Raw genomic sequence first — 24,110 nt, 5'->3', positions numbered from 1 at the left:
ACCAGAAGGGGACCCCATGCGCACCCGCCACGTCTACCACGCGGTGGACTCCCACACCGAAGGCATGCCCACCCGCGTCATCACCGGCGGCTTCGGGATCGTCCCGGGCGCCACGATGGCCGAGAAGCGGCTCCACTTCGCCGAGCACCTCGACCACGTCCGCACCCTCCTCATGTACGAGCCGCGCGGCCACGCGGCGATGAGCGGCGCGATCCTCCAGCCGCCCACCCGCCCCGACGCCGACTACGGGGTCCTCTACATCGAGGTGTCCGGCCTCCTCCCGATGTGCGGCCACGGCACCATCGGCGTCGCCACCGTCCTCGTCGAGACCGGCATGGTGCCCGTCGTCGAACCGGTCACCACCGTCCGCCTCGACACCCCGGCGGGGCTCGTCAGCGTCGACGTCCGCGTCGAGGACGGCCGGGCGCGCTCCGTCACGCTCACCAACGTGCCCGCCTTCTCCGTCGGGCTCGACCTCAAGGCCGACGTGCCCGGCTACGGCACGGTCACCTACGACCTCGCGTACGGCGGCAACTTCTACGCCTTCGTCGACCTCGACGCCCTGGGCCTGCCGTTCGACCGCGCCCACAAGCAGGAGCTGCTCGCCGCCGGGCTCGCCGTCATGGACGCGGTCAACGCCGGCCCCGACCGGCCCGTCCACCCCGAGAACCCGGCCTTCGCCGGGGTCAAGCACGTCTATCTGACCGCCCCCGGCTCCGACGCGCGCCGCTCGCGCCACGCCATGGCCATCCACCCCGGCTGGTTCGACCGCTCCCCGTGCGGTACGGGCACCAGCGCCCGCATGGCCCAGCTGCACGCGCGCGGACTCCTCGCCCCGCACACCGACTTCGTCAACGAGTCCTTCATCGGAACCGAGTTCACCGGGCGGATCGTCGACGAGACGACCGTGGGCGGACTGCCCGCCGTCGTCCCGACCGTCACCGGCCGCGCGTGGATCACCGGCACCGCCCAGTACTTCCTCGACCCCGACGACCCGTTCCCCGCCGGGTTCCTGCTCTGAGACCCCGTACCGACGGCCGGAGAAACGTGACATTGTACGATGCTCCCCCGTGACTTCTCGGAGGACGCACGATGGGTGACCTGAAACAGTACGGTCTCGTCAGAGCGCAGGAACGGCTCCGCGACCAGGTCGGCCACGCCCTTCGCGCCGCCCTGATCGCCGGGGAACTGCGCCCCGGCCAGGTCTACTCGGCCCCCGGGCTCGCGAGCGACCTCGGCGTCTCCGCGACCCCGGTCCGCGAGGCCATGCTCGACCTGGCCCGGGAGGGCCTGGTCGAGCCCGTCCGCAACAAGGGCTTCCGCATCACCGAGGTCAGCGAGCGGGACCTCGACCAGTACACCGAACTCCGCACCCTCATCGAGGTCCCCACCATCGGCCGGGTCACCCGCAGGGCCACCCGGGAGCAGCTGGAGGAGCTGCGCCCGGTCGCCGAGGAGATCGTCTCCCGCGCCCGGGAGCACGACCTCATCGGCTACCTGGAGGCGGACCGCCGCTTCCACCTCGCGCTGCTCGCCCTCTCCGGGAACGAACGCCTCGTCGAGACCGTCGGCGAGCTGCGCAAGCGCTCCCGGCTCTACGGCCTGACCGGCCTCGACGAGGCCGGCAAGCTGGTCTCCTCCGCCGAGGAGCACGTCGAACTCCTCGACCTGATGATCGCCGGGGACGCCCCCGGCGCCGAGGCCTGTATGCGACGCCACCTCGGCCATGTCCGCTCCCTGTGGGCGGACGCCGACGCGGACGCCGATCAGAGCTGAGCACCGGGCACGCGTCTACACGCCCTCCGGCGGGACGATCTCCCGCTTGAGGACCTTCCCCGTCGGCCCCTTCGGCAGGGCGTCCGTGAGCCAGATCCGGCGCGGGTACTTGTACGGCGCGAGCCGCTCCCGGACATGGGCGCGCAGCTCGGCGGGGGAGACCCGGCCGCCGGGCCGCAGGACGACCGCCGCGGCGACCTCCTGCCCGTGCACCGGGTGCGGGACGCCGAGGACGGCGGCCTCCGCCACGCACGGATGGAGGTGGAGGACCTCCTCCACCTCCCTCGGATACACGTTGAACCCGCCCCGGATCACGACGTCCTTGAGACGGTCGACCACCCGGAAGTCGCCCGACGCGTCCCGGGTCCCGAGGTCGCCGGTGTGCAGCCAGCCGTCCCGTACCGTCTCGGCGGTGGCCTCGGGGCGGCGCCAGTACCCCTTCATGACGTTGTGGCCCCGGATGACGAGCTCGCCGACCTCGCCCTCGGGGACCTCCTTGCCGTCCCGGTCGACCACGCGCATCTCCACGCCGTCGACGGGGATCCCGATCGTGCCCGGGAAGCGCGGCCGGTCGATCCGGTTCACGCAGGCCAGCGGCGACGACTCGGACAGCCCGTACCCCTCCAGGACCGCGCAGCCGAACTCGGACTCGAAGCCCGTCAGGACCGCCACGGGGAGCGGCGAACCGCCGCACAGGCAGACCCGCAGCGAGGACACGTCGTGGAGCGCGCGGTCCGGGTGCCGCAGCAGCAACCCGTACATGGTGGGGACGCCGAGGAAGACCGTCACGCGGTCCCGGGCGACGAGCGCGAGCGCGCCCGCCGCGTCGAAGCGGGACATGAGGGTCAGACAGGCGCCCACGGCCACCGCCGAGTTGAGCCCCATCACCTGACCGAAGGAGTGGAAGAGCGGCAGCCCGCCGAAGACCACGTCCGAGGGGCCGAGCCCCAGGACCCGCACCCCCTCGTCGACGTTGCGCCGGATGTTGCGGTGGGTGAGCTCGGCTCCCTTCGGCGCCCCGGTCGTGCCCGAGGTGTACAGCACGACCGCCGTGTCCTCCGGGGTACGGGATGCCGCTCGCACGCGCGCGTGGCCCGCCAAAAGCCCCGCGAAGGCGCCCGGTTCGACCGAGAGGTGCGGGACGCCCGCGAGCCGGGCGCCCTCCGCGGCCTCCTCGCCGCCCTGGTGCCAGGCGAGGAGCAGCGCCGCCTCGGCGTCCGCCAGACAGTGCCGGACCTCGCCCGCGCGCAGCAGCGGGTTGAGCGGCACGACGATCGCGCCCGCGCGCAGGACGCCGTAGTAGAGCACGGCGAACAGCGTGCCGTTCGGGAGCATCAGCGCGACCCGGTCGCCGGGCCCCACCCCGCGCGCGCGGAGCAGCGCGGAGGCCCGGTCGGCGAGCTCGTCGAGCGCGCCGTACGTCAGCGCGTCGGTACCGAGCCGCAGCGCGGTCCGTTCGGGGTGCGCGGCCGCGCTCCGGGTGAGGAGTGCGGGGACGGTGCCGTCGTCGACGCTCATCAGGGGTGCTCCTTCTCGGCCGTACGGTGCGGAGGCGGTACGGGGCGGGGGACGGCGACCGCGGTCAGCAGCAGGCCCTCGCGGACGAGCCAGCGACCGGGCAGCACGCGCGGGAAGGGGGACGGCCCCGCCGGCGACGGGACCAGAAGCCGCGCTCGGAACCGGCCCACGGTCCCGGACGGTGCCGTACGCGCGCGTGGGGGTGGACACGGGCGCACCTCGGCGTCCTCGAAGCCGAGCCACGCACCGCCGTACCCGCTCCAGGCCTTGTAGACGGACTCCTTGGCGCTGAACAGCAGCCGGTCCCAGGCGATGTCCGGTCGCCGGGCGGCCAGTTCGCGCAGCCGCGCCTCCTCCGCGCCGAACACCACCGCCTCATGGACCCCGGACGGCAGCGGCGCGTGCGGCTCGGCGTCGATGCCGAGGGCGAGGAAGCGGGCCGACCGCGCCACCGCCGCGCCCCGGTATCCCGCGCAGTGCGTGATGCTGCCGACGGTGCCCTCCGGCCACGCGGGCGCCCCGCGCCGCCCCCGCAGGAGCGGGGATGCCGGGACCCCGAGGGCGGCGAGCGCCCGGTGGGCGCAGAGCCGGCCCGTCGCGAACTCGCCGCGCCTGCCGGGCACGGCGCGCGCCATCAGGGCCTCCTCCTCGGGGAAGAGCCACACCGGGGCGTGCTCGTGGGTCTCCTCGGCCCAGCGCACCCGATCGGGCAGCAGCGCGCCGAGCAGGAGACCTCCCTCGCGCCGCACGCTCACGCCCGGGCACCCGAGGGGGCGGGGGCGGGTCCGGCGGCCGGGACGGGTGGGAACTCCGCCCACGCCGCGATCCGCTCGACCAGACCCGCGTTGTGCCGGATCCAGCGGAAGTGGTCCAGCCGCCGGCCTCCGGCATCCGACGCCCGGTAGCTCCAGCGCCGGACCCGCGCCGAGGGCAGCTTCCCGCACAGATGGTCCACGGCCCGGGGCGGCGCGAGCGCGTCGCCCTCGACATCGACGGCGAGCACCGGCAGGTCCACGGCCCGCAGTGCCTCCTCGTAGTCGGCGGCGGCGCCCACGGCCCCGTACCGCCCGGTCCGCATCTGCCGGGCCCAGTCCCGCATCAGGCCCACCGACTCGCGCCCGCCGAAACCGAACCGGTGCCCCGGCCAGTACCCGAGAAGCTCCGCCCCGGCCACGCACAGCAGGCTCCGTACCAGCCATCGCGCACCCGGCCGGGGATCCGCCCCCGTACCGAGCGCGCGCCACCAGGCCGAACCGCTCGCGACCAGGACCACCCCCGCGAGACGCGGGCGGAACAGACCGCAGTGCACCAGACCGAGCTGCCCGCCGAGGCTGTGCCCCAGAAGCAGCCGCGGCGCCTCGGGGAAGGCGCGCTCGACCGCGTCGAGGACGGCGCCGATGTCGTGCTCGACGAGCTCGCGGTAGCCGAAGCGCACCCCGCGCGCCGGGACCGGGGTGCTCTCCCCGTGGCCCCGCAGGTCCGTCGTCACCACGGTCGCACCCCGCCGGTGCAGTGCCCGCGCCAGCGGGGTGTAGTGGCGGGCGGCGGTGCCCATCGCGGGCAGGACGACCACGACCGGGGCGGCCGGCTCGGGGCGGGCGTGGACGCGGACCACGAGCGAGGAGCCGTCCGGGGCGGAGAGCTCGCCCAGTACGGGGAAGGGGGAGGTCTTCATCCCGCCTCCACGGGATCGGCCTCCGGGGCCGTCACGGGATCGGCTTCCGGGTCCGTCACGGGATCGGCTTCCGGGTCCGTCACGGGATCGGCCTCCGGGTCCGTCACGGGATCGGCCTCCGGGTCCGTCACGGGATCGGCCTCCCGGTCCGTCACGGGATCGGCCTCCCGGTCCGTCAGGAGATCGGCCTCCGCGTCCGTCACGGGATCGGCCTCCCGGTCCGTCAGGGGATCGGCCTCCGGTTCCGTCAGGTGCCAGCCGATCACCCCCGCGCCCCACGTGACGCCCGCGCCGAACGCCGCCACCCCGAGCAGGCCCTTCCGGCCGAGGCGGCCCTCCTGCCAGGCCTGGTGGAGAGCGAGGGGGATAGAGGCGGAGGAGGTGTTGGCGACCCGGTCGACGTTCAGATACAGCCGCTCCGGCGGGACGCCGAGCTCCTTGCCCACCGCCCGCACGATGCGCGCGTTCGCCTGGTGCGCGACGAACAGATCGACGTCCTCGGTGGTCAGCTCCCGCCGCGCGAGGACGTCCCGGGCCGCCTCGCTCATCCTCTCCACGGCCTGGACGAAGATCTCGGGGCCGTCCATCCGGAGCTTCCGGTCGAACCGGTCGGCGTACAGGAGCGGGATCAGGTCCCCGTCCGAACCGAGCCGGAACGCCGGTTCGGGAGCGCCGGCCGTGTCCACGTCCGTGACGACCACTGCCCCGGCGCCGTCGCCGAGCAGGACCGCCGTCGACCGGTCCTCGTGGTCGGTGATCCGGGTCAGCGCCTCGGCGCCGCAGACCAGGACGGTGCCGGCCCGGCCCGACTCGATCAGGGCGACGGCGTGGTCCAGGGCGTACACGAACCCGGCGCAGGCCGCGTGCAGGTCGAACGCGGCGGCCCGGTCCGCCCCGAGCCGGGCGGCCACCTCCACGGCGAGCCCCGGGGTGGTCCGGTCGGGGGTCGTGGTCGCCACGACGACGTGCCCCACGTCCCGCGCGGTGCGTCCCGCCCGGGCCAGGGCGATCCGGGAGGCGGCGAGCGCGAGGTCGGCGAGGTGGCCGTCCTCCGCCAGAAAATGCCGCTGCCGGATGCCGGTCCGCTTGACGATCCACTCGTCGGAGGAGCCGATGGCGGCGAAGTGGCTGTTGGGCACGGCCCGTTCGGGAAGCGCCGAGCCGATGCCGACGATCGCCGCGGTCATGAGCGGTCCTCCTTGCCGGCGCGGGGCGGGGCGCCGATGCCCGGGGGTTCGCCGACGGCGCCGACCCCCATGCGGACGGCGTGCATCCCGCCGTCCGCGTGCACGATCTCCCCGGTGACGGTGGCCGCCAGGTCCGAGAGCAGGAACAGCACCGGGCCGACGAGCCGGGCCGGGTCCGCGCGGCTCCAGCCGAGCGGCGCCTCCTGCTCCCAGCGGTCGGCGATCCGGTCGAAGGTGCTGACGGCCCGCCCGGCCACGGTCTCGACCGGGCCGGCGGCGACGAGGTTGACGCGGATGCCGGAGTGCCCCAGGTAGAGCGCGAGGTAGCGGCAGACCGAGCCGAGCGTGGCCTTGCCGACCCCCATCCAGTCGTAGCCCGGCCAGGCCCCGGACGAGTCGAAGTCGAGCCCGACGACACTGCCCCTGGCCGCGCCGGCGCCGCCGCCCTCGTGCAGCAGCGGGGCGAGCGCGGTGGTCAGCGAGTGCAGCGAGAACGCCGCCGTGCGCAGGGCGAGGGCCGCGCTCTCGACCGGGGTGGTGAGGAAGTTGCCGCTGAGGGCGGACTGTGGGGCCGCGGCGATCGCGTGCAGGACGCCGTCCACCGCGCCCCAGCGCCGCTCCAGCTCCTTCGTGAGCGCGTCGAGGTCCTCGGGGCGCGTCACGTCGAGTTCCAGGACGTCGACGGGGTACGGGAGACCGGAGGCCGCCGCCTCCGTGATCCGGCGGGTCCGCCCGAAGCCCGTCAGCAGGACCTCCGCGCCCGCCTCCTGGAGCGCCCGCGCCGTGTGCCAGGCGATCGAGTCGTCGTTGAGGACACCGGTCACCAGATAGCGGCGTCCCGAGAAACCGAGCAGGTCGGGGATGCCGTGGGGGTCGCGGGTGGTGTGGGGTTCACGGCTCCGCGGGCCGCGGGCGGTGTGGGGTTCGCGGGGGCCGTGGGGTTCGCGGGGCGCGCGCATCAGGACCGTCCTTCCACGGCCAGGACCAGGGCCGCGTTGTGTCCGCCGAAACCGAAGGAGGTGGAGAGCCCGAACAACCGGCCCCCACGCGCGCGCGTGACGAGCTTTCTCGCCGTACGCACGAGGTCCAGCCGGCCGAGCGCCGGGTCCGGCCGGCTCAGCCCCGCCGTCGGGGGCGCGACGCCGTGCCGCAGCGCCTGGAGGGTGGCGACGGCCTCGACCGCGCCCGCCGCCCCGAAGAGGTGCCCGAGGGCGCCCTTGGAGGAGGAGAGGGGCAGTTCGGCGAGGACGTCGGCCCCGAGGGCCTGCCGCAGCGCCTCGCACTCCAGACGGTCGTTGAGCGCGGTGCCGGTGCCGTGCGCGTTCACGTACGCCAGCTCGCCGGGCGCCACCGCGGCGTCCCTCAGGGCGAGCGCGACCGCCCGGCCCGCGGGCCCGCCACCGGGGTCGGGCGCGGTGACGTGGTGGGCGTCCGAGGTCGCCCCGTACCCCCGTACGACTCCGAGGACCCCGGCCCCGCGCCGGGCGGCACCCTCCGCCGTCTCCAGGACGAGGATCCCGGCGCCCTCGCCGATCACGAAGCCGTCGCGGTCCCGGTCGAAGGGGCGGGCGGAACCGCTCGGCGAGAGCGCTCCGGCGTTGGCGAAGGCGGCCGCCACCAGGTCCGAGGAGGCGGCCTCGGCGCCGCCCACGACGACGGCGTCGGCCGCCCCGGAGGCAAGGAGCCGCATCCCGGTGCCGACGGCCTGGGCACCGCTGCTGCACGCGGACGCGACGCAGAGGCTCTCGCCGTGGAAACCGTGCCGCATGGAGAGGTGGGCGGCGGCCGCGTTGGCCATCATCTGCGGGATCATCAGCGGCGACACGAGATCGGCGCCCTCCCGCTCGTACACCTCCCGCTGCGCCTCGAAGGAGGACGTTCCGCCGAGGCCGCAGCCGATGACGCAGGCGACGCGCTCGGGCGGCCAGGGCGCCTGTCCGCCGGCCCGGTGCCCCGCCATCGTCAGGGCCTCCTCGGCCGCCACCAGGGCCAGCTGCGTGAACCTGTCGGTGCGGCGCACCAGGTTCCGCGGCAGATGGTCGGTGGCGGTGAAGTCCGCGTGCCGGACCGCCGGATGGCCACCGGAAGCCGCCGTGTCCGCGGCGACGGCGCGCTCGTGGAGCACATCGGCGCCGACGCCGAGCGGGGTGACCGCGCCGAAGCCCGTGACGACGACCTCGCGGCCCCGCCGCGGGTCACTCAACTCCGGCCTTCTCGTAGCACAGTTCGAGGATCTGGCCGACGGTGTCGATGCCGTCGAAGTCCTTCGTGCGGACCGGCACGCCGAGGTCCCGCTTGACGGACTGCGCGAGCTCGACCATGTCGAGCGAGTCGATCTCCAGGTCGTCGAGCGCGGCCCCGGGCAGGACGTCGTCGGCGTCGACGCCGAGTTCGACGAGGGCGTCGGTGATGAACTGCTCGATGGTGGCGCGGTCCAGTGTCTCGGACATGACTCTCCCGTGCGGTGTTCGGACGGCCGGATGAGGGGATGCGGTGCGGTCAGGGGGTGAGCTTCGAGGCGTGGTACGGGGACCAGTGCCACTGGCGCCAGTAGCTCTCCGCGATGTCCACCCACTCCTCCAGGCGTGCGGCGCTGTCCAGGAAGCGGGAGGCGCTGACCACCAGCCAGCTGTAGACGGCCTGGCTGTCGCGGCAGCCGCCGCACTCCCCGGACGTGCAGCAGAACTGCAGCGACTCGTAGTCGGCGCCCCAGGCGGCGAAGCCCGGGATCACCGGGTTGCCGTTGGCCACCCGCTCCTCGTGGTCGGGGTGGTCGACGCTGAGGCTCGGGCAGACGTCGTACCCGAAGCGCGCGCCCCAGTGCGAGGTGCCGGTGATCAGGCTGCGGATGAAGTAGGGGTGGCTGACCACGGCCTCCGGATACGCCTCCTTGACCCGCAGGGCCTCTTCGAGGACGCGACGCTCGTTCTCGATCCGGATCGGGTTGTCGGAGCCGTGCTCGCTGTAGAAGTTGAAGGTGACGATGTTGCCGTTCTCGGCGATCTTGCGGACGGTCGGTTCGAGGTACGGCAGCCCGTCCTCGGAGAGCGCGAAGATGAACAGGACCCGCGGGTCGTCCTTGTAGTGCGAGAGCGCCGTGTCGAACAGGCCGGTGAACTTGGAGCCGTTGACCCGGATCGCCCGCAGGTCGTCGTCGAGCGGCCCGCCGCCGAAGATGCTGACGGCCACCGCGATGTGCTCGAAGCCCTGCACGGGCATCGGACGCAGGCCGTTGGTCGAGATGGTGATGTACGGCAGCTCCTCGACGAAGGCCTCCACCCGGCGCAGCACCAGGGTCGGCTCGCCGCCGATGAGCGTGGCCTGGTTGACGCCCTCGTCCCGCAGCCGGCGCGCGAAGGCGCGGATCTTGTCGACGTCGGACAGCTCGCGCACGGCGGTGTCGAAGCCGCCCTCGAAGTACCAGCAGCCCTTGCAGCGGATGTTGCAGGTGTTGGTGAGGTGGACCTCGCAGGAGCGGACCTCGCGGCCGAGACGGCGCAGCCGGTGCAGTCGCTCGGCGAGATCGGGGCGCTCGGCCAGGAGGGCGGCGGTGCGCTCCTTCGCCTCGCGGCGGCCGAGCGGGCGCGGGGTGATGGTCAGGGGGGTGGCCATGGGGGTGCGGACTCCTCGATCGGACTGCTGCTCGGCGAACGGGGCTGCGCGGCGTACGGGGGGCTGCTCGGGCGTGCGGGGGCTGCTCGGGTGTGCGGGCGGCGGCTCGGGACCGGCGGCGCCGACGGGCCGGCGTACGGGGCGGCTCGGGAACGGCGGCACCAACGGGCGGGCGTACGGGGGCTGCGTGGCGTACGGGGCTGTTCGGTGTGCCCGCGGCTACTCGGGGACCTTCAGGCCGAGGTTCTCGATCCGCGGGGTGACCTTCGCCCGCCAGATGTCGCGCGCCTCTCCGTTGGTGGTCTGCCGGAGCCCGAAACGGACCGCGAGCTTCGACCGCTCCGAACGCGCGCTCCCGAAGATCCGGTTGAATCCCGGCCACAACCGGTCCAGCCCCTGCTGGAGTTCCTCACGGCCCTCCTCGGTGCGGGCGAGATTGCGGCAGACACGCGCGCCGTGCGCGATGTGCACCTTCTCGTCGAGAATGATCGTGCGCACCGCCTCGGCCCACGGCTTGTAACTGCTCTGCGCGAATTCCGAGATCATCACCATCGCGGTCTCCTCGCCGATGTACGAGAAGATTCCGCGCTCGGCCCAGGTCGTGCAGGTGTGGAACTCGTGGCCGGCGAAGAGATCACGGTCGGCGAGCCGTTGCTGCTCCATGTATCCGGTGTCCACACCGATGTCGGCCAGGATCCTTTTGCCGATCTTGTAGTGGTCGTACTCCTCCACGGCGCGCTCCGCGCACACCTGCCGTTCCTCCGCGTTCGGCGCGAGCGGCAGAAACACCTGGATGTAGTCGTCGGCGCCGGACAGTTCGCCCTCGGTGTTGACGATCATTCCCCGGACGGCGATCTCGCGGTAGTCCTCGGGCATGGCGAGGAATTCCTCGGGGGTGCGGACGACGACTGCCTCGTCGACGGGAACGGAAGATGCCATGGTGATCCACTCGCCTCGCTCGTTCGACTTCGACCCGAAAGACCGCCGCCATCGCGGCGGAGACCGCGGACATCGCGCTGGAGACCGCGGACATCGCGGTGGTGGAACGGTCGAACGCTATCCACGGGGAAGCCGCTCCATCAATGAGACCGAGGACCGGAATGGCTGATTTCCCCGAGTCGTTCACGACGTACGGAGAACCGGATCAAGAACCGCAGGCGGCGCGTCGGACAAGGCCGAGGAAGATCGCCCCGGCCTTCCTCTCCGGTGTCGACCAGCGAGAAAGACAGGGGAGGGCAATCCTCCGAATTCACCGATCGCGGCCGGTTTTCCACGGCCCGCAGACTGGCCGGATCGCGCCCGAATCAGGCCTGGAATTCACCTTGCGACGGTCCCGAAGAGTGTCAACTCGGCCACGCCCGGCGGGAATCGAACGACCTGGACAGCGTCTTGAATCTCTATATGCTGGCGCCATGCTTTCTGCCGCCTCCGCGCCCGCGAACGCCACCTCCTCCCCGTCTGCCGCCCCCTCCGTGCCCGCGCCGGCCACCGCCTCCCGGCTGGCCAACGTCGGCTCCTCGCCCGTACGGGAGATCCTGGCGCTCACGGCACGGCCCGAGGTGATCTCGTTCGCCGGAGGCCTGCCCGCCCCCGAGCTGTTCGACATCGCCGGGATCCACGCGGCGTACGACCGGGTCCTCACCGAGAACCCGCAGGCGGCCCTCCAGTACTCGACGACCGAGGGCGACCCGGAGCTCCGCACCGCGATCGCCGCCCGGCTCACCGCGCGCGAACTGCCCACGGACGCCGACGACCTGCTCGTCACCACCGGCTCGCAGCAGGCCCTCACGCTCCTCACCACCGCCCTCGTCGAACCGGGCAGCGTGGTCCTCGTCGAGGACCCCTGCTACCTCGCCGCCCTGCAGACCTTCGGCTTCGCCGGCGCCCGCGTCGTCCCGGTGCCCACCGACGACCAGGGCATCCTCCCGGACGCCCTGGAGGAGATCGCGGCCCGCGAGCAGGCCACCCTCCTCTACATCGTCCCCACCTTCCAGAACCCCACGGGCCGCACGCTCCCCGCCGAGCGCCGCCACGCCGTCGCCGAGGCCGCCGCACGGCACGGGTTCTGGATCGTCGAGGACGACCCGTACGGCGAGCTGCGCTACGACGGCGAGCGCGTCCCCTCCATCGCGGCCGACCCGGTGGCGGCCGACCGCACCGTCCTGCTCGGCTCCTTCTCCAAGGTGATGGCCCCCGGCCTCCGGCTCGGCTTCCTGCGCGCCCCCGCCGGGCTGCGCCGCGCCTGCGTCATCGCCAAGCAGGCCGCCGACCTGCACACCTCGACCATCGACCAGGCCGCCGCCGCGCGCTATCTGCGCGACAGCGACCTCGACGCGCACGTCGCGGTGATGCGCGCCGCCTACCGGGAGCGCCGCGACGCGATGCTCGAAGGCCTGCCGGCCGCGCTGCCCGAGGGCAGCCGCTGGAACAGGCCGGAGGGCGGCATGTTCATCTGGGTGACCCTCCCCGCCGGCCACGACGCGACGGCCCTCCTGAAGACCGCCGTCGGCCACGAGGTCGCGTACGTGCCGGGAGCGCCGTTCTTCTGCGGCGAACCCGACCCGGGCGCGCTGCGGCTGTCGTTCACGACGCACTCGGCCGAGGAGATCGGGGAAGGGCTCCGCCGGCTGGCGAAGAGCTTCGTCCGATGACGGAAGCCGGAAGCCTCACCCGACTGCCCGATCCGTCGGCCGCCACGCTGTCGCCGGACGAGCTCAACGCGCTCGTCCAGCGGCAGTTCCCCGACTACGCGGCCTGCCGGGTCACCGACGCGAGCGGGACGCACCTGCTCATGGAGGCGGACGGGGCCCGGCTCCGCACCCGGCCCGGCGGCACGATCTCCGGCCCCGAGCAGGCCGGTCTCGTCGACCTCGCCGCCTTCCTCCTCATCAACGCCCGGCTCGGGCGCCCCACTCCGATGGCGCTCACCACCTCGCTCCAGATCAGCTACCTCAACCGCCCCCGGCCGGGACTGCTCCGGACCCACGCGCGCATGGCCAAGTTCGGCCGGCGCCTCTGTGTGGTCCTCGCCGAACTCAGGGACGAGGCGGGCGATCTGGCGGCCTCCGCCACCGTGACGTACTCCGTCCCACCGGCGGGCGCAGGTCAGGGCGCCGGCTGACCGTCAGGCGTGCCGCGGACCGCCACCCGGGTCATCACCTCGTGTCGTTGTTGGGCCGAACGGGTGAGGAGCGGGAGGATGGGCCCATGAGTAGGTACGAGAGGTACGACGTCACCGACGAGCAGTGGGAGGGCCTCGCCCAGGTCGTGCCCCTGCGCGGCCGTGACGAATGGCCGTCCAGGGTCGACCACCGCACGATCCCCGAGCAGTACGAATCCGCCGAGCAGCGCCGTATGGTCGTGCTCCGCGTGCAGGTCTTCGCCGACGCCCGCGAGGTCGCCGAGTACCTCATCGCCCAGATCCCGGTGCTCCTCGACCTGACGAGCGCCGACACCGAGGTCGCCAAGCGGATCCTCGACTTCAGCAGCGGCGTCGTCTTCGGCCTCGGCAGCGGGATGCACCGCGTCGACCGGAACGTCTTCCTGCTGGCCCCGGCGGGCACCGAGGTCGAGGGCGCGGAGGGCGAGGACGAGGACGGTGTCGTGGGCGGCCGGACCGCCGGCGTCCCTCGATCGTAGGAAGGTCATCTCGCCGTAACGGTTCGTCAGGGAATGATCTGCGTACGGTCCGGGCATGGACCTCACCGGCGGCTCCACGCTCGCCCGCACGTCAGACACCTCCTCCTCCGACGTCGTTCCTTCCTCGGTTCGTTCTGCATCCACCCCTGCCGGCCCGGCCGGTACCGACTGTGCCAGTGGTGCCCCTGCCCGTACCGCCCCGGTCGGCACTTCCTCCGGCGGCCCGTCGCCCGCGGGCGCCTCGCCCGCCGGCGCTCCGGCCGGCGGTTCTCCGCCCGCCGGCTCCTCGTCCCTCGCGCCTGCCTCCGGACCGCGCACCAGCGGGCCCCGTGCCTCCGTCCCCGAGGCGCGGAGTCCGGTCGCGGCGGAGGGGCGGGGCGGCGGCCCGCGCGCCGCCCGGCCCACCGTCACCGAGCTGCGGCTGTCCGCGTTCGCCGGTCACCGCTCCGCCGTGCACGCGCTCGGCCCGGTCACCCTCTTCACCGGGCCCAGCGGCAGCGGCAAGTCCACCACGCTCCGGGCGTACGAGGCCCTGGCCAGGCTCGGCGCGGGCGACACCCTCGACGAGGTGTTCCCCGACGCCGCCGACTGCGTCCCCGAGCGCGCCCGGCCCGACGCCCAGGGCAGGCGCGGCTTCCGGATCGGCTGCACGGTCGACGGACCCGCGGGCCCCGTCCACCTGGACCTCGCCGTGCAGGCCGAGCCCCGGCTCCGGATCGTCGGCGAGCGGCTCACCGGCCGGGGACGCACCCTCCTCGCCACCGCGCTCCGCGACCCCGGCCGGAGCGCCGTACAGGCCGAGTGGCACACGGCGGGCGCCACCCCCGTCACCCGGGCCCCGTTCCCCGACGACCTGCTCGGCACCGCCCTGCTGCCCCTGCGGGTCGCGGGCAAGACCCAGGGGCAGCGGGAGGTCCTGGCCGCCGCCGAGCAGGTGGTCATCGGCTTGCGTTCGGCCTTCGCCTGCGATCCCCGGCCCGAAGGGATGCGGGCCCCCGTGCCGCCGGGCGAGGGGCGGCTGCGGCGCGGCTGCGACAACCTGGCCGAGGTCCTGCACCGCACCCACACGGCCTGCCCGCGCCGCCACCACCGCCTCGCCGCCGTCGCCGGAGCGGGCTGCACGGGACCGGTCACCGGCGTCGGCGTGCAGGAGCTCCCGGAGGGCACCGTCCGCGCGGTCCTCGAGCGCGGCGGCCGGCCCGCGACCCCGCTCGGCCGCCTCGGCGACGGCGAACTCCGCTATCTGGCCCTTGCGCTGACCCTGCTCACCGGCCCCGGAGTCCTGGAGATGGACCGGATCGCCGAGGTCCCGGACGCCATGCAGAGCCTGACGCTGCTCACCGACGGCCTGGACCGGGGGCTCGACGGGCGGCAGGTGGGGGAACTGCTGCGGCTCGCGACGGGCATCGCCGCCGACGGCCACGTCCGGCTGGCGGGCACGGTCGGCGAACGGGCGGCGGAGGAGGCGCGCCGGACGCCCGGGGTGACGGTGGTAGACCTGGGCGGGTGACGGACGACAAGGACATGAGGGGCGGTGGCCCGGTGGGCCACGACGTGGCGGGGCTGCAGCGCAGGCTGGCCGAGTTCGCGGCGGCGCGGGACTGGCAGCCCTACCACACGCCGAAGAACCTGGTGGCGGCCCTCAGCGTGGAGGCGGCCGAACTCCTGGAGATCTTCCAGTGGTTGACGCCCGAGCAGGCGGAGCGGGTGATGGACGACCCGGAGACGGCGCACCGGGTCGCCGACGAGGTGGCGGACGTGCTCGCCTACCTCCTTCAGTTCTGCCAGGTGCTCGGGGTCGATCCGCTGGCGGCGCTCGCGGCCAAGATCGACCGGAACGAGGTCAGATTTCCCGTCCGGAGGCGGGACGGAGGGGGTGAGGGCGGAGTCAAGGACGTCGATACGGACGGAGATCGTCACTCTTCGGAGTGATCGACTTTTCCCCGTCAGGCTTCCTGTCCACAGATTTCCGAATTCCTCTGGTGCTGGGGCTCAGGCGGCCTCACTCTGGGTAGTGGAGTGAGTGGGCAGTAAGTCGTACGAACGGGGGCGGCGTTGATGGAAGCGGAGCGACTCATCGCGCTCGGCCGGCACGCACTGGCGGAGAGCGGGACGGCGCAGGACATCGTGGCGGAGGCCTGGCAGGCCCAGGCGCTCGCCCAGGCGATAGGGAGTCACCTCGCGCTCTGTGGACCGATGGAGCTGCGGGGCGAGGCGCGGGGGCTGAGTGAGATCGGGGAGTACCCGACCTGGGGCGCGGGCGGGCCGCGTGCGGCCCAGCTCACCGAAGTAGCCGACCCGAGCGGGGCGTTGACCGCGCTCGGCGAGCTGCTGGGGGAGGTGGGGATCGCGCTCGTGGGAGTGGCCTGTGCCACCGACGAGGAGGGGCTCTACTGGCAGTGCATCGAGGCCATCGACGCCGCTGACGAGTCGAGCGACCGGGTGCGCGGGATGCTGCGGCGGCTCGCCGTGCGGGACGGGGAACGTGCCCGCCCGCCCGACCCCGCCCGAGGCCGAGCGGGCCCGGGGCGGGGCCCGTCGTGGTAGGGGTGCGAGGGGTGTCGCGAGCCGTGGCGGTACGGGGCGGGGCCCCGGTGCTCGGGGCGGTGCTGCTCGGGACCGCGCTGCTCGGGACCGTGCTGCTCGGGTCGGTGCTGCTCGGGACCGTGCTGCTCGGGTCGGTGCTGCTCGGGACCGTGATGTACAGGGCCGCGGTGTTCGGGTCGGTGCCGGCCGGGGCCCTGGCGGCCAGGGCCGTGGTGTTCGGGTCAGTGCCGGCCGGGGTCGCGGTGCTCGGCGGCGGGGTACTGGGCGTCGGAGCGCTGTGGCTCGGGCTCCGGCTGAGACCCGGGTGCCGGCGTGTGGCGGTCGGACGTGGACTGGAGGTCGGCGTCCAGCTGGGAGAGGTCGGCGGAGAGCGCCGCCATCAGCTCCTCCATCTGCTGGAGCAGGCCCTTGGGGGCGCCGGCGTCCTTCTGCGCGGGCACGGACTGCGGCACCTGCTGTTCGGGCACTGCCCGCTCCGGCGCGGCTTCCTGGGACATGGCGGCCTCCTCGGCCCGGGTCCCGCCGCCGAGGGCGGGACCGTGAGAGAGACGCACCGGCAGCGGCCGCCGGCACGCGGGCCGGGCGGTCCGGCTCCGCCCGAGCCAACGACGGGTGCCGGGCCCCGGTCACTGGCCAGGGCGGACGCGGTCCGCCAGGAGGCCGGATATTCACCCGACCGAGCCGGTGCGGACGGAGAGCTGACGAGCAGGTTGACAGGCGCCCGACGGTGCAGGATGGAGGTATGGATCTTCGCATTTTCACCGAACCCCAGCAGGGAGCCGACTACGACACCCTCCTCACGGTGGCCCGGGCCACCGAGGAGCTCGGATTCGACGCCTTCTTCCGCTCCGACCACTACCTCAGCATGGGGTCCGCCGACGGGCTGCCCGGGCCGACGGACGCCTGGATCACCCTGGCCGGCCTGGCCCGGGAGACGAAGAGGATCCGGCTCGGCACACTGATGACGGCCGGCACCTTCCGGCTCCCCGGAGTCCTCGCCATCCAGGTCGCCCAGGTGGACCGGATGTCCGGCGGCCGGGTCGAACTCGGCCTGGGCGCGGGCTGGTTCGAGGAGGAGCACAAGGCCTACGGCATCCCCTTCCCGAAGGAGAAGTTCGGCCGCCTCGAGGAGCAGCTGGCGATCATCACCGGGCTCTGGGAGACCGAGGTCGGGAAGACCTTCGACTACGACGGGGAGTACTACCAGCTCAGCGATTCACCCGCGCTGCCCAAGCCGGCCCAGTCCAGGGTCCCGGTCCTCATCGGCGGGCACGGCGCGAGCCGCACGCCGCGCCTTGCCGCGCGGTACGCGGACGAGTTCAACATCCCGTTCGCCTCCGTCGAGGACAGTGAGCGGCAGTTCGGCCGGGTCAGGGCCGCCGCCGAAGCGGCAGGGCGGCCGGCCGGAGACCTGGTGTACTCGAACGCGCTGGTGGTCTGCGTCGGCAAGGACGACGCCGAGGTGGCCCGCCGGGCCGCCGCCATCGGCCGGGACGTGGAGGAGCTCAGGGCGAACGGGCTCGCGGGCTCGCCCGCCGAGGTCGTCGACAAGCTCGGGCGGTACGCGGCGATCGGCTCCTCCCGGGCCTACCTCCAGGTCCTGGACCTGGACGACCTGGACCACCTGGAGCTGATCTCCGCCCAGGTCCAGTCGCAGCTGGGATGAGCGGAGGAGAACCGATGAGACCGGGCCGTACGTTCGCCGAAGCCCTCGGGGCGGAGGTGCTCGTCCTCGACGGCGGGCTGTCCAACCAGCTGGAGGCGCAGGGCTGCGACCTCTCGGACGCGCTCTGGTCCGCGCGGCTCCTCGCCGACGGGCCCGAGCAGATCGAGGCGGCCCACGCGGCGTACGTGCGGGCCGGTGCGCGGGTGCTGATCACCTCCAGCTACCAGGCCACGTTCGAGGGCTTCGCCCGGCGGGGCGCGGGCCGGGAGGAGGCGGCGGGGCTGCTCGCGCGGAGCGTGGAGCTGGCCCGGTCGGCGGCGGAGGCGGTGAAGGAGGAGGTGTGGGTCGCCGCGTCCGTCGGACCGTACGGGGCGATGCTCGCGGACGGCAGTGAGTACCGGGGGCGGTACGGGCTGTCCGTGGGGGCCCTTGAAGGCTTCCACCGGCCGCGGATCGAGGTGCTCGCGGGGGCGGCGCCGGACGTCCTGGCCCTGGAGACCGTTCCGGACGCCGAGGAGGCCGGGGCGCTGCTCCGGGCGGCCGCGGGGTGCGGGGTGCCGGTGTGGCTCTCGTACACCGTCGAGGGCGGGCGGACCCGGGCCGGGCAGGACCTGGCGGAGGCCTTCGCGGTCGCCGCGGGGAACGAGCAGGTCGTGGCGGTCGGGGTGAACTGCTGCGACCCGGCCGAGGCGGGGGACGCCGTGGAGCTCGCCGTGGCCGTGACCGGCAAGCCGGCCGTGGTCTACCCGAACAGCGGGGAGCAGTGGGACGCCCGGGCGCGGGGCTGGCGCGGGGACATGGCCTTCGACCCGGCGCGGGCCCTCGCATGGGCCGGAGCGGGGGCCCGGCTCGTCGGCGGTTGCTGCCGCGTCGGCCCGGCCACCATCGAGGCGCTCGCCGAGACCCTGGCGACGCGCGGCGGCGGTGACGGCACGGGCTGAGGCCCGAGATCCGGGGGTTGGGCTGAGGCTTGGAGTCGTGGTTCGGCCGGGCCCGGGATCCGGGGTTCGGTCCGAGGCTGGGCCCCGCGATCCGGTTGAGGCCCGCGATGCTGAGTTCGGCCGAGGCCGGGCCCCGGCCGTCGGCGGGGGCCCGAGATCCGGAGTTCGGCCGAGGCCGGGCCCCGGCGGTCGGCGGGGGCCCGCGATCCTGAGGTCGGCCGAGGCCGGGCCCCGGGGTTCGGCCCGCGCCCCCGGCCCGCGCCCCCGGCCCGCGCCCCCGGCCCGCGCCCCCGGCCCCCCGGCCTCGGCCCCCGGCCCCCCGGGCCTCGGCCCCCGGGCCCCGACCCCGGGCCTCGGTCGAGGTTGGGCCGCCGGGTTCGGGGCGGGTGGAAAATGCCTGGTGGGGAGGGGAGGGGCGAACCATACTCGAAGGTGTGTTCCTGACGATCAGTACGACCGGCAATCCGGAGCGACCCGCGACCGATCTCGGCTTTCTGCTGCACAAGCATCCCGAGCGGGCGCAGGCGTTCTCGACCTCGCACGGCACGGCGCACGTCCTCTACCCCGAGGCGACCGCCGAGCGGTGCACCGCGGCACTCCTCCTGGAGGTGGACCCCGTGGCGCTGGTGCGCCGCGGCAAGGGCAAGGGCCGGGGCGGCGCCCCCGACTCGGCGCTCGCGCAGTACGTGAACGACCGGCCCTACGCGGCGTCCTCGCTGCTCGCGGTCGCGCTCGCGAAGGTCTTCAAGACGGCGCTGCACGGTGAGTGCAAGGCGATGCCCGAGCGGGCCGCCGCGCCGCTGCCGCTGCGCGTCGAGGTCCCCGCGCTCCCCGCCCGGGGCGGCGCGGAGCTGGTGCGGGCGCTGTTCGGGCCGCTGGGCTGGGACACTGTGGACGCCGAACCGGTGCCGCTCGACGGGGAGTTCCCGGAGTGGGGCGACTCGCGGTACGTGCGGCTGGTCCTGGAGGGCGAGCTGCGGCTCGCGGACGCCCTCAACCACCTGTACGTCCTGCTGCCCGTCCTCGACGACGCCAAGCACTACTGGGTCGCGCCCGACGAGGTCGACAAGCTGCTGCGTGCCGGTGACGGCTGGCTGGCCGGCCACCCCGAGCGGCAGCTGATCACCGCCCGCTACCTGTCGCGTCGCTGGGGTCTGGCCCGTGCGGCGACGGAGCGGCTCGAACTGGTGCGGCTCGCCGAGGCCGAGGGGCTGGACGTCGAGGACGTCGACAACGCCGTCGACGAGACGGCCGACACGGAGGAGCGTCCGGTGCCGCTCGCCGAGCAGCGGCGCGAGGCGATCCTGGCCGTGCTGAACGACGCCGGTGCGGCCCGGGTGCTCGACCTCGGCTGCGGACAGGGGCAGTTGGTCCAGGCGCTGCTCAAGGACCCGCGCTTCACCGAGATCGTCGGTGTGGACGTGTCCGCGCGGGCCCTGGGCGTCGCCGCGCGCCGGCTGCGCCTCGACAGGATGGGGGAGCGGCAGGCCGCCCGCGTGAAGCTGACGCAGGGCTCCCTGGCGTACACCGACAAGCGGCTGGCCGGCTACGACGCGGCCGTGCTCAGCGAGGTGATCGAGCACCTGGACCTGCCGAGGCTGCCGGCCCTGGAGTTCGCGGTGTTCGGCTCGGCACGGCCCCGTACGGTCGTCGTGACCACGCCGAACGTCGAGTACAACGTGCGCTGGGAGTCGCTCCCGGCCGGACACGTCCGGCACGGCGACCACCGCTTCGAATGGACCCGGGAGGAGTTCCGGGACTGGGCGGCCGGTGTGGCCGCGCAGTACGGGTACGGGGTCGGGTTCGCCCCCGTGGGACCGGACGACCCGGAGGTCGGGCCGCCGACCCAGATGGCCGTCTTCAGCCGTACCGACACCGAGAAGGAGGGACCGAGATGACCACCGAGACCCGCACCCTGCCCGTCACCGACCTGTCCCTCGTGGTGCTCGTCGGTGCCACCGGTTCCGGCAAGTCCACCTTCGCCCGGCGCCACTTCAAGCCGACCGAGATCGTCTCCTCCGACTTCTGCCGGGGGCTCGTCGCCGACGACGAGAACGACCAGTCCGCCAGCCGGGACGCCTTCGACGTCCTCCACTACATCGCGGGCAAGCGCCTCGCGGCCGGCCGGCTGACCGTCGTCGACGCCACCAACGTGCAGCAGGAGGCCCGGCGTCAGCTCGTCCAGCTGGCCAGGACCCACGACGTGCTGCCGATCGCGATCGTCCTCGACCTGCCCGAGGAGGTCTGCCGCACCCGGAACGCCGCCCGGCCCGACCGGGCGGACATGCCCGCGCACGTCATCCAGCGCCACCGGCGCGAGCTGCGCCGCTCGCTGCGCGGTCTGGAGCGCGAGGGCTTCCGCAAGGTGCACGTGCTGCGGTCGGTGGCGGAGGTCGAGGCCGCCGAGGTCGTCCGGGAGCGCCGCTTCAACGACCTGCGGCACCTCACCGGCCCCTTCGACATCATCGGCGACATCCACGGCTGCCGCTCCGAGCTGGAGACCCTGCTCGCGAAGCTCGGTTACGTCGACGGACACCACCCCGACGGGCGGACGGCCGTCTTCGTCGGCGACCTCGTCGACCGGGGCCCCGACTCGCCGGGCGTCCTGCGCCGGGTCATGGCGATGGTCGCCGCGGGCGACGCCCTGTGCGTCCCCGGCAACCACGAGAACAAGCTCGGCCGGTGGCTCAAGGGCCGGAAGGTGCAGGAGACGCACGGCCTCGCCGAGACCATCGAGCAGCTGGGGCAGGAGAGCGAGGAGTTCCGGGCGGAGGTCGGGCGGTTCATCGAGGGGCTGGTCAGCCACTACGTGCTCGACGGCGGGAACCTCGTCGTCTGCCACGCCGGTCTGCCGGAGAAGTACCACGGCCGGACCTCCGGGCGGGTGCGTTCGCACGCGCTGTACGGGGACACCACGGGCGAGACCGACGAGTTCGGGCTGCCGGTGCGCTACCCGTGGGCGGAGGAGTACCGGGGACGGGCCACCGTCGTGTACGGGCACACGCCCGTGCCGAACACCTCCTGGATCAACAACACCATCTGCCTCGACACCGGGGCCGTCTTCGGCGGGAAGATGACCGCGCTGCGCTGGCCGGAGCGCGAGCTCGTGGACGTACCGGCCGAGCGCGTCTGGTACGAGCCGGCGCGGCCGCTGGCCACCGAGGCGCCCGGCGGGCACCAGGGGCGCCCCCTGGACCTGGCCGACGTGCACGGGCGGCGGACCGTGGAGACCCGTCACCTCGGGAACGTCGCCGTGCGCGAGGAGAACGCCGCGGCGGCCCTGGAGGTCATGAGCCGGTTCGCGGTCGACCCCCGGCTGCTCGCCTACCTGCCGCCGACCATGGCGCCGACCGCCACATCGAGGGAGGAGGGCTACCTGGAGCACCCGGCCGAGGCCTTCGCCCAGTACCGGGCGGACGGCGTCGAGCGGGTCGTGTGCGAGGAGAAGCACATGGGCTCCCGGGCGGTGGCCCTGGTCTGCCGGGACGAGGACGCGGCCCGCGAGCGCTTCGGCGTCGGCGGGGTGACCGGCGCGCTGCACACCCGTACCGGACGGCCCTTCTTCGACGATTCCCACGTCACCGAGGAGGTCCTCGGCCGGCTGCGGACCGCGATCGGAGCCGCCGGCCTCTGGGACGAGCTCGACACGGACTTCCTGCTGCTCGACGGTGAGCTGATGCCGTGGTCGCTCAAGTCGGCCGGGCTGCTGCGCGCGCAGTACGCGGCGGTCGGCGCGGCGTCCGGTGCCGTCTTCCCCGGCGCGGTCGCCGCGCTGGAGCAGGCGGTGGCACGCGGGGTCGAAGGGGTCGACGGGCTGCTCGCCACGCAGCGGGAGCGGGCGACGGACGCGGCGGCGTTCACCGAGGCGTACCGCCGTTACTGCTGGCCGACCGAGGGGCTCGAAGGCGTGCGGTTCGCGCCCTTCCAGCTGCTCGCGGCGCGCGGGCGCTCGCTCGCGGCCGTGCCGCACGACGAGCAGCTCGCGTGGCTCGACCGGCTCGTCGAGCACGACCCGACCGGGCTGCTCCAGGTCACCCGTCGGCTCGTCGTCGACACCGGCGACGAGGCCTCGGTCCGCGCGGGCACCGACTGGTGGCTGGAGCTGACGGGCGCGGGCGGCGAGGGCATGGTCGTGAAGCCGCTGGCGGCGCTGGTTCGGGACGCGAAGGGACGGCTCGGGCAGCCGGGCGTGAAGGTGCGCGGCCGGGAGTACCTGAGGATCATCTACGGTCCCGAGTACACCCGCCCGGAGAACCTGGAGCGGCTGCGGCAGCGCTTCCTCGGCCACAAGCGTTCGCTCGCCCTGCGCGAGTACGCGCTCGGCCTCGAGGCCCTCGACCGCCTCGCCGAGGGCGAACCGCTCTGGCGGGTCCACGAGGCCGTCTTCGCGGTCCTGGCCCTGGAGTCGGAGCCGGTCGACCCGAGGCTCTGACCCCGCGGGGTCGTCGTTCCACGGCGAAGCGTGGATTCCGGTCGGTGTTCGCGAAGGCTTCACGAAGGCTTCGCGAAGCCCGCCGGGCCGCGCTCACGGGGGGCGCAGGGGTGGCGTCGGTGGCGCTCCCCTGCGCCCCCCGTGCTCGTTGACGCGTTTCTTCCGCACCCTCTAGCGTTCTTCACCCCATGACGTGACACAGCGTCAATTGTGTGGCGTGGCACGCCACATGAGGTGGGAACACACACGCGAACACGCCGGTCGGCCGCCGGCGGACGGTCTTCCCCGGAGGGCCCGCGGACGGTACGGGGGTGAGCGGCGTTGAGTCTCTTCGGCCAGGACCGCTCCTTCCTCCACGCCCTCACCGCGGCCGACCGGCGGTCGCTGCTCGCCGAAGGCGCCCGGCGGGTCTACGAACCCGGGGAGGTGATGATCCGCGAACGCGACACCAGCGCCTACGTCCTCGCGCTCCTCTCCGGCTGGTCCGTCGTCTCCGTCGGCACCGAGCGCGGCTCCCGCCTCATCCTCGCCCTGCGCGGCGCCGGCGAGGTCGTCGGCGACCTCGCCGCCGTCGACCGCGGCCCGCGCAGCGCCAGCGTCACCGCCCTCGGCACCGTCGAGGCCGTGGCGGTCTCCGGCGACCGGTTCCGGCGCTTCCTCGCCGCCCGCCCCCACGCCACCGCGCTGATCATGCGCCAGCTCGCCACCCGGCTGCGCAACGCCGACGTCGAGCGCCGCGCGCTCGCCTCCGAGACCGTCCTCCAGCGCCTCGCCGCCCGCCTCGTCGAACTGGCCGAGCGCGCCGGACGGCGGGCCGACGGCGGCACCGTACTCGACCTCCCGCTGCCCCAGCACGACCTGGCGGCGGCCATCGGCGCCACCCGGGAAGCGGTGGCCAAAGCCCTCCGCCTGCTCCGGGAACAGGACGTCGTCCGCACCGCGAACCGCACCGTCGTCGTCCTCGACATGCGGGTACTGGTGCTCCTCGCGCAGGGGCGCGCACGCCCCGGCGGAAACCCGGCGGACGAATCTCCGCCGGGTGTGTAAACGGCTACATCGCCGGTCGCGGAAGGCGGCCAGTCTGAACACACGCACCACCACGGCGCCACACACAGGG

Annotated in this window: 23 protein-coding genes; 13 read left to right on the top strand and 10 right to left on the bottom strand. The window is 74.0% G+C overall.

The annotated features are described in order from the left end of the window. Positions 1 to 16 precede the first annotated feature (16 nt). Both ACF07V_RS25275 and ACF07V_RS25270 read left to right on the top strand, forming a co-directional pair. Positions 17 to 1,021 (top strand): proline racemase family protein, encoded by a 1,005-nt coding sequence (locus ACF07V_RS25275; RefSeq protein ID WP_392157384.1) that lies wholly within the window; start codon positions 17 to 19, stop codon positions 1,019 to 1,021. Between the two features lie 71 nt (positions 1,022 to 1,092). Then, entirely contained in the window at positions 1,093 to 1,776 is a 684-nt protein-coding gene (locus ACF07V_RS25270) for a GntR family transcriptional regulator (protein ID WP_392157382.1), read from the top strand. 15 nt (positions 1,777 to 1,791) lie between these two features. On the opposite strand, the gene ACF07V_RS25265 is transcribed toward ACF07V_RS25270, so the two are convergent. From ACF07V_RS25265 to ACF07V_RS25225, 9 genes are all read right to left on the bottom strand, one after another. Continuing rightward, positions 1,792 to 3,294, bottom strand: a complete 1,503-nt coding sequence (locus tag ACF07V_RS25265; RefSeq protein WP_392157380.1) for a long-chain fatty acid--CoA ligase — start codon at positions 3,292 to 3,294, stop codon at positions 1,792 to 1,794. Then, positions 3,294 to 4,049 carry a 4'-phosphopantetheinyl transferase gene (locus tag ACF07V_RS25260; protein WP_392157378.1) on the bottom strand — a complete coding sequence of 252 codons (756 nt, stop codon included), beginning with the start codon at positions 4,047 to 4,049 and terminating at the stop codon, positions 3,294 to 3,296. Before ACF07V_RS25260 ends, ACF07V_RS25265 begins: the two co-directional genes overlap by 1 nt. After that, on the bottom strand, positions 4,046 to 4,969 hold the full coding sequence (locus tag ACF07V_RS25255) for an alpha/beta fold hydrolase (RefSeq protein WP_392157376.1): 924 nt from the start codon (positions 4,967 to 4,969) through the stop codon (positions 4,046 to 4,048). The genes ACF07V_RS25260 and ACF07V_RS25255 overlap by 4 nt, the downstream gene beginning before the upstream one ends. After that, a complete protein-coding gene (locus ACF07V_RS25250; RefSeq protein ID WP_392157375.1) occupies positions 4,966 to 6,156 on the bottom strand; it encodes a beta-ketoacyl-ACP synthase 3 in 1,191 nt (396 codons plus the stop codon). The genes ACF07V_RS25255 and ACF07V_RS25250 overlap by 4 nt, the downstream gene beginning before the upstream one ends. Next, positions 6,153 to 7,010, bottom strand: a complete 858-nt coding sequence (fabI, locus tag ACF07V_RS25245; RefSeq protein WP_392157635.1) for an enoyl-ACP reductase FabI — start codon at positions 7,008 to 7,010, stop codon at positions 6,153 to 6,155. The genes ACF07V_RS25250 and fabI overlap by 4 nt, the downstream gene beginning before the upstream one ends. 104 nt (positions 7,011 to 7,114) lie before the next feature. After that, positions 7,115 to 8,359, bottom strand: coding sequence for a beta-ketoacyl-[acyl-carrier-protein] synthase family protein (locus ACF07V_RS25240; protein ID WP_392157373.1), 1,245 nt, complete (start codon positions 8,357 to 8,359; stop codon positions 7,115 to 7,117). Further along, positions 8,352 to 8,606 carry an acyl carrier protein gene (locus ACF07V_RS25235; protein WP_392157372.1) on the bottom strand — a complete coding sequence of 85 codons (255 nt, stop codon included), beginning with the start codon at positions 8,604 to 8,606 and terminating at the stop codon, positions 8,352 to 8,354. Before ACF07V_RS25235 ends, ACF07V_RS25240 begins: the two co-directional genes overlap by 8 nt. 49 nt (positions 8,607 to 8,655) lie before the next feature. Continuing rightward, positions 8,656 to 9,768 (bottom strand): radical SAM protein, encoded by a 1,113-nt coding sequence (locus ACF07V_RS25230; protein ID WP_392157370.1) that lies wholly within the window; start codon positions 9,766 to 9,768, stop codon positions 8,656 to 8,658. A gap of 219 nt (positions 9,769 to 9,987) precedes the next feature. Continuing rightward, positions 9,988 to 10,707 (bottom strand): Phenylacetic acid catabolic protein, encoded by a 720-nt coding sequence (locus tag ACF07V_RS25225; RefSeq protein WP_177181612.1) that lies wholly within the window; start codon positions 10,705 to 10,707, stop codon positions 9,988 to 9,990. A gap of 473 nt (positions 10,708 to 11,180) precedes the next feature. On the opposite strand from ACF07V_RS25225, the gene ACF07V_RS25220 reads away from it, so the two are divergent. The 6 genes from ACF07V_RS25220 (at position 11,181) to ACF07V_RS25195 (ending at position 15,954) form a co-directional block, all read left to right on the top strand. Beyond that, on the top strand, positions 11,181 to 12,419 hold the full coding sequence (locus ACF07V_RS25220) for a PLP-dependent aminotransferase family protein (RefSeq protein ID WP_392157368.1): 1,239 nt from the start codon (positions 11,181 to 11,183) through the stop codon (positions 12,417 to 12,419). Beyond that, positions 12,416 to 12,889 carry a PaaI family thioesterase gene (locus ACF07V_RS25215; RefSeq protein ID WP_392157367.1) on the top strand — a complete coding sequence of 158 codons (474 nt, stop codon included), beginning with the start codon at positions 12,416 to 12,418 and terminating at the stop codon, positions 12,887 to 12,889. The genes ACF07V_RS25220 and ACF07V_RS25215 overlap by 4 nt, the downstream gene beginning before the upstream one ends. Positions 12,890 to 12,975: 86 nt before the next feature. Continuing rightward, on the top strand, positions 12,976 to 13,407 hold the full coding sequence (locus ACF07V_RS25210; protein WP_392157365.1) for a cell division protein SepF: 432 nt from the start codon (positions 12,976 to 12,978) through the stop codon (positions 13,405 to 13,407). A 415-nt stretch (positions 13,408 to 13,822) separates the two neighbouring features. Further along, positions 13,823 to 14,917 (top strand): ATP-binding protein, encoded by a 1,095-nt coding sequence (locus ACF07V_RS25205; RefSeq protein WP_392157634.1) that lies wholly within the window; start codon positions 13,823 to 13,825, stop codon positions 14,915 to 14,917. Between the two features lie 14 nt (positions 14,918 to 14,931). Then, entirely contained in the window at positions 14,932 to 15,339 is a 408-nt protein-coding gene (locus ACF07V_RS25200; protein ID WP_392157633.1) for a nucleotide pyrophosphohydrolase, read from the top strand. 126 nt (positions 15,340 to 15,465) lie between these two features. After that, positions 15,466 to 15,954, top strand: a complete 489-nt coding sequence (locus ACF07V_RS25195; RefSeq protein WP_392157363.1) for a DUF6099 family protein — start codon at positions 15,466 to 15,468, stop codon at positions 15,952 to 15,954. Between the two features lie 221 nt (positions 15,955 to 16,175). Here the strand turns inward: ACF07V_RS25195 and ACF07V_RS25190 are convergent, their stop codons facing one another. Continuing rightward, on the bottom strand, positions 16,176 to 16,451 hold the full coding sequence (locus ACF07V_RS25190; protein WP_392157361.1) for a hypothetical protein: 276 nt from the start codon (positions 16,449 to 16,451) through the stop codon (positions 16,176 to 16,178). 245 nt (positions 16,452 to 16,696) lie between these two features. Between ACF07V_RS25190 and ACF07V_RS25185 the strand changes: the two genes are divergently transcribed. The 5 genes from ACF07V_RS25185 (at position 16,697) to ACF07V_RS25165 (ending at position 24,040) form a co-directional block, all read left to right on the top strand. Further along, a complete protein-coding gene (locus ACF07V_RS25185) occupies positions 16,697 to 17,620 on the top strand; it encodes an LLM class F420-dependent oxidoreductase (RefSeq protein WP_392157359.1) in 924 nt (307 codons plus the stop codon). A gap of 14 nt (positions 17,621 to 17,634) precedes the next feature. Continuing rightward, on the top strand, positions 17,635 to 18,561 hold the full coding sequence (mmuM, locus tag ACF07V_RS25180) for a homocysteine S-methyltransferase (RefSeq protein ID WP_392157357.1): 927 nt from the start codon (positions 17,635 to 17,637) through the stop codon (positions 18,559 to 18,561). Positions 18,562 to 18,995: 434 nt separating this feature from the next. Then, positions 18,996 to 20,459 (top strand): 3' terminal RNA ribose 2'-O-methyltransferase Hen1, encoded by a 1,464-nt coding sequence (locus tag ACF07V_RS25175; RefSeq protein ID WP_392157355.1) that lies wholly within the window; start codon positions 18,996 to 18,998, stop codon positions 20,457 to 20,459. Continuing rightward, entirely contained in the window at positions 20,456 to 22,993 is a 2,538-nt protein-coding gene (locus tag ACF07V_RS25170) for a polynucleotide kinase-phosphatase (RefSeq protein WP_392157353.1), read from the top strand. Before ACF07V_RS25175 ends, ACF07V_RS25170 begins: the two co-directional genes overlap by 4 nt. A 321-nt stretch (positions 22,994 to 23,314) precedes the next feature. Beyond that, the gene (locus ACF07V_RS25165; protein ID WP_392157352.1) at positions 23,315 to 24,040 is read left to right on the top strand and encodes a Crp/Fnr family transcriptional regulator; all 726 of its coding nucleotides are present in this window, start codon (positions 23,315 to 23,317) and stop codon (positions 24,038 to 24,040) included. The last annotated feature ends 70 nt before the right edge of the window (positions 24,041 to 24,110 follow it).

Origin of the sequence: Streptomyces sp. NPDC015661 (assembly GCF_043077765.1) — a bacterium.
Taxonomy (GTDB): domain Bacteria; phylum Actinomycetota; class Actinomycetes; order Streptomycetales; family Streptomycetaceae; genus Streptomyces.
This window is presented reverse-complemented; position numbering and strand designations above follow the sequence as displayed.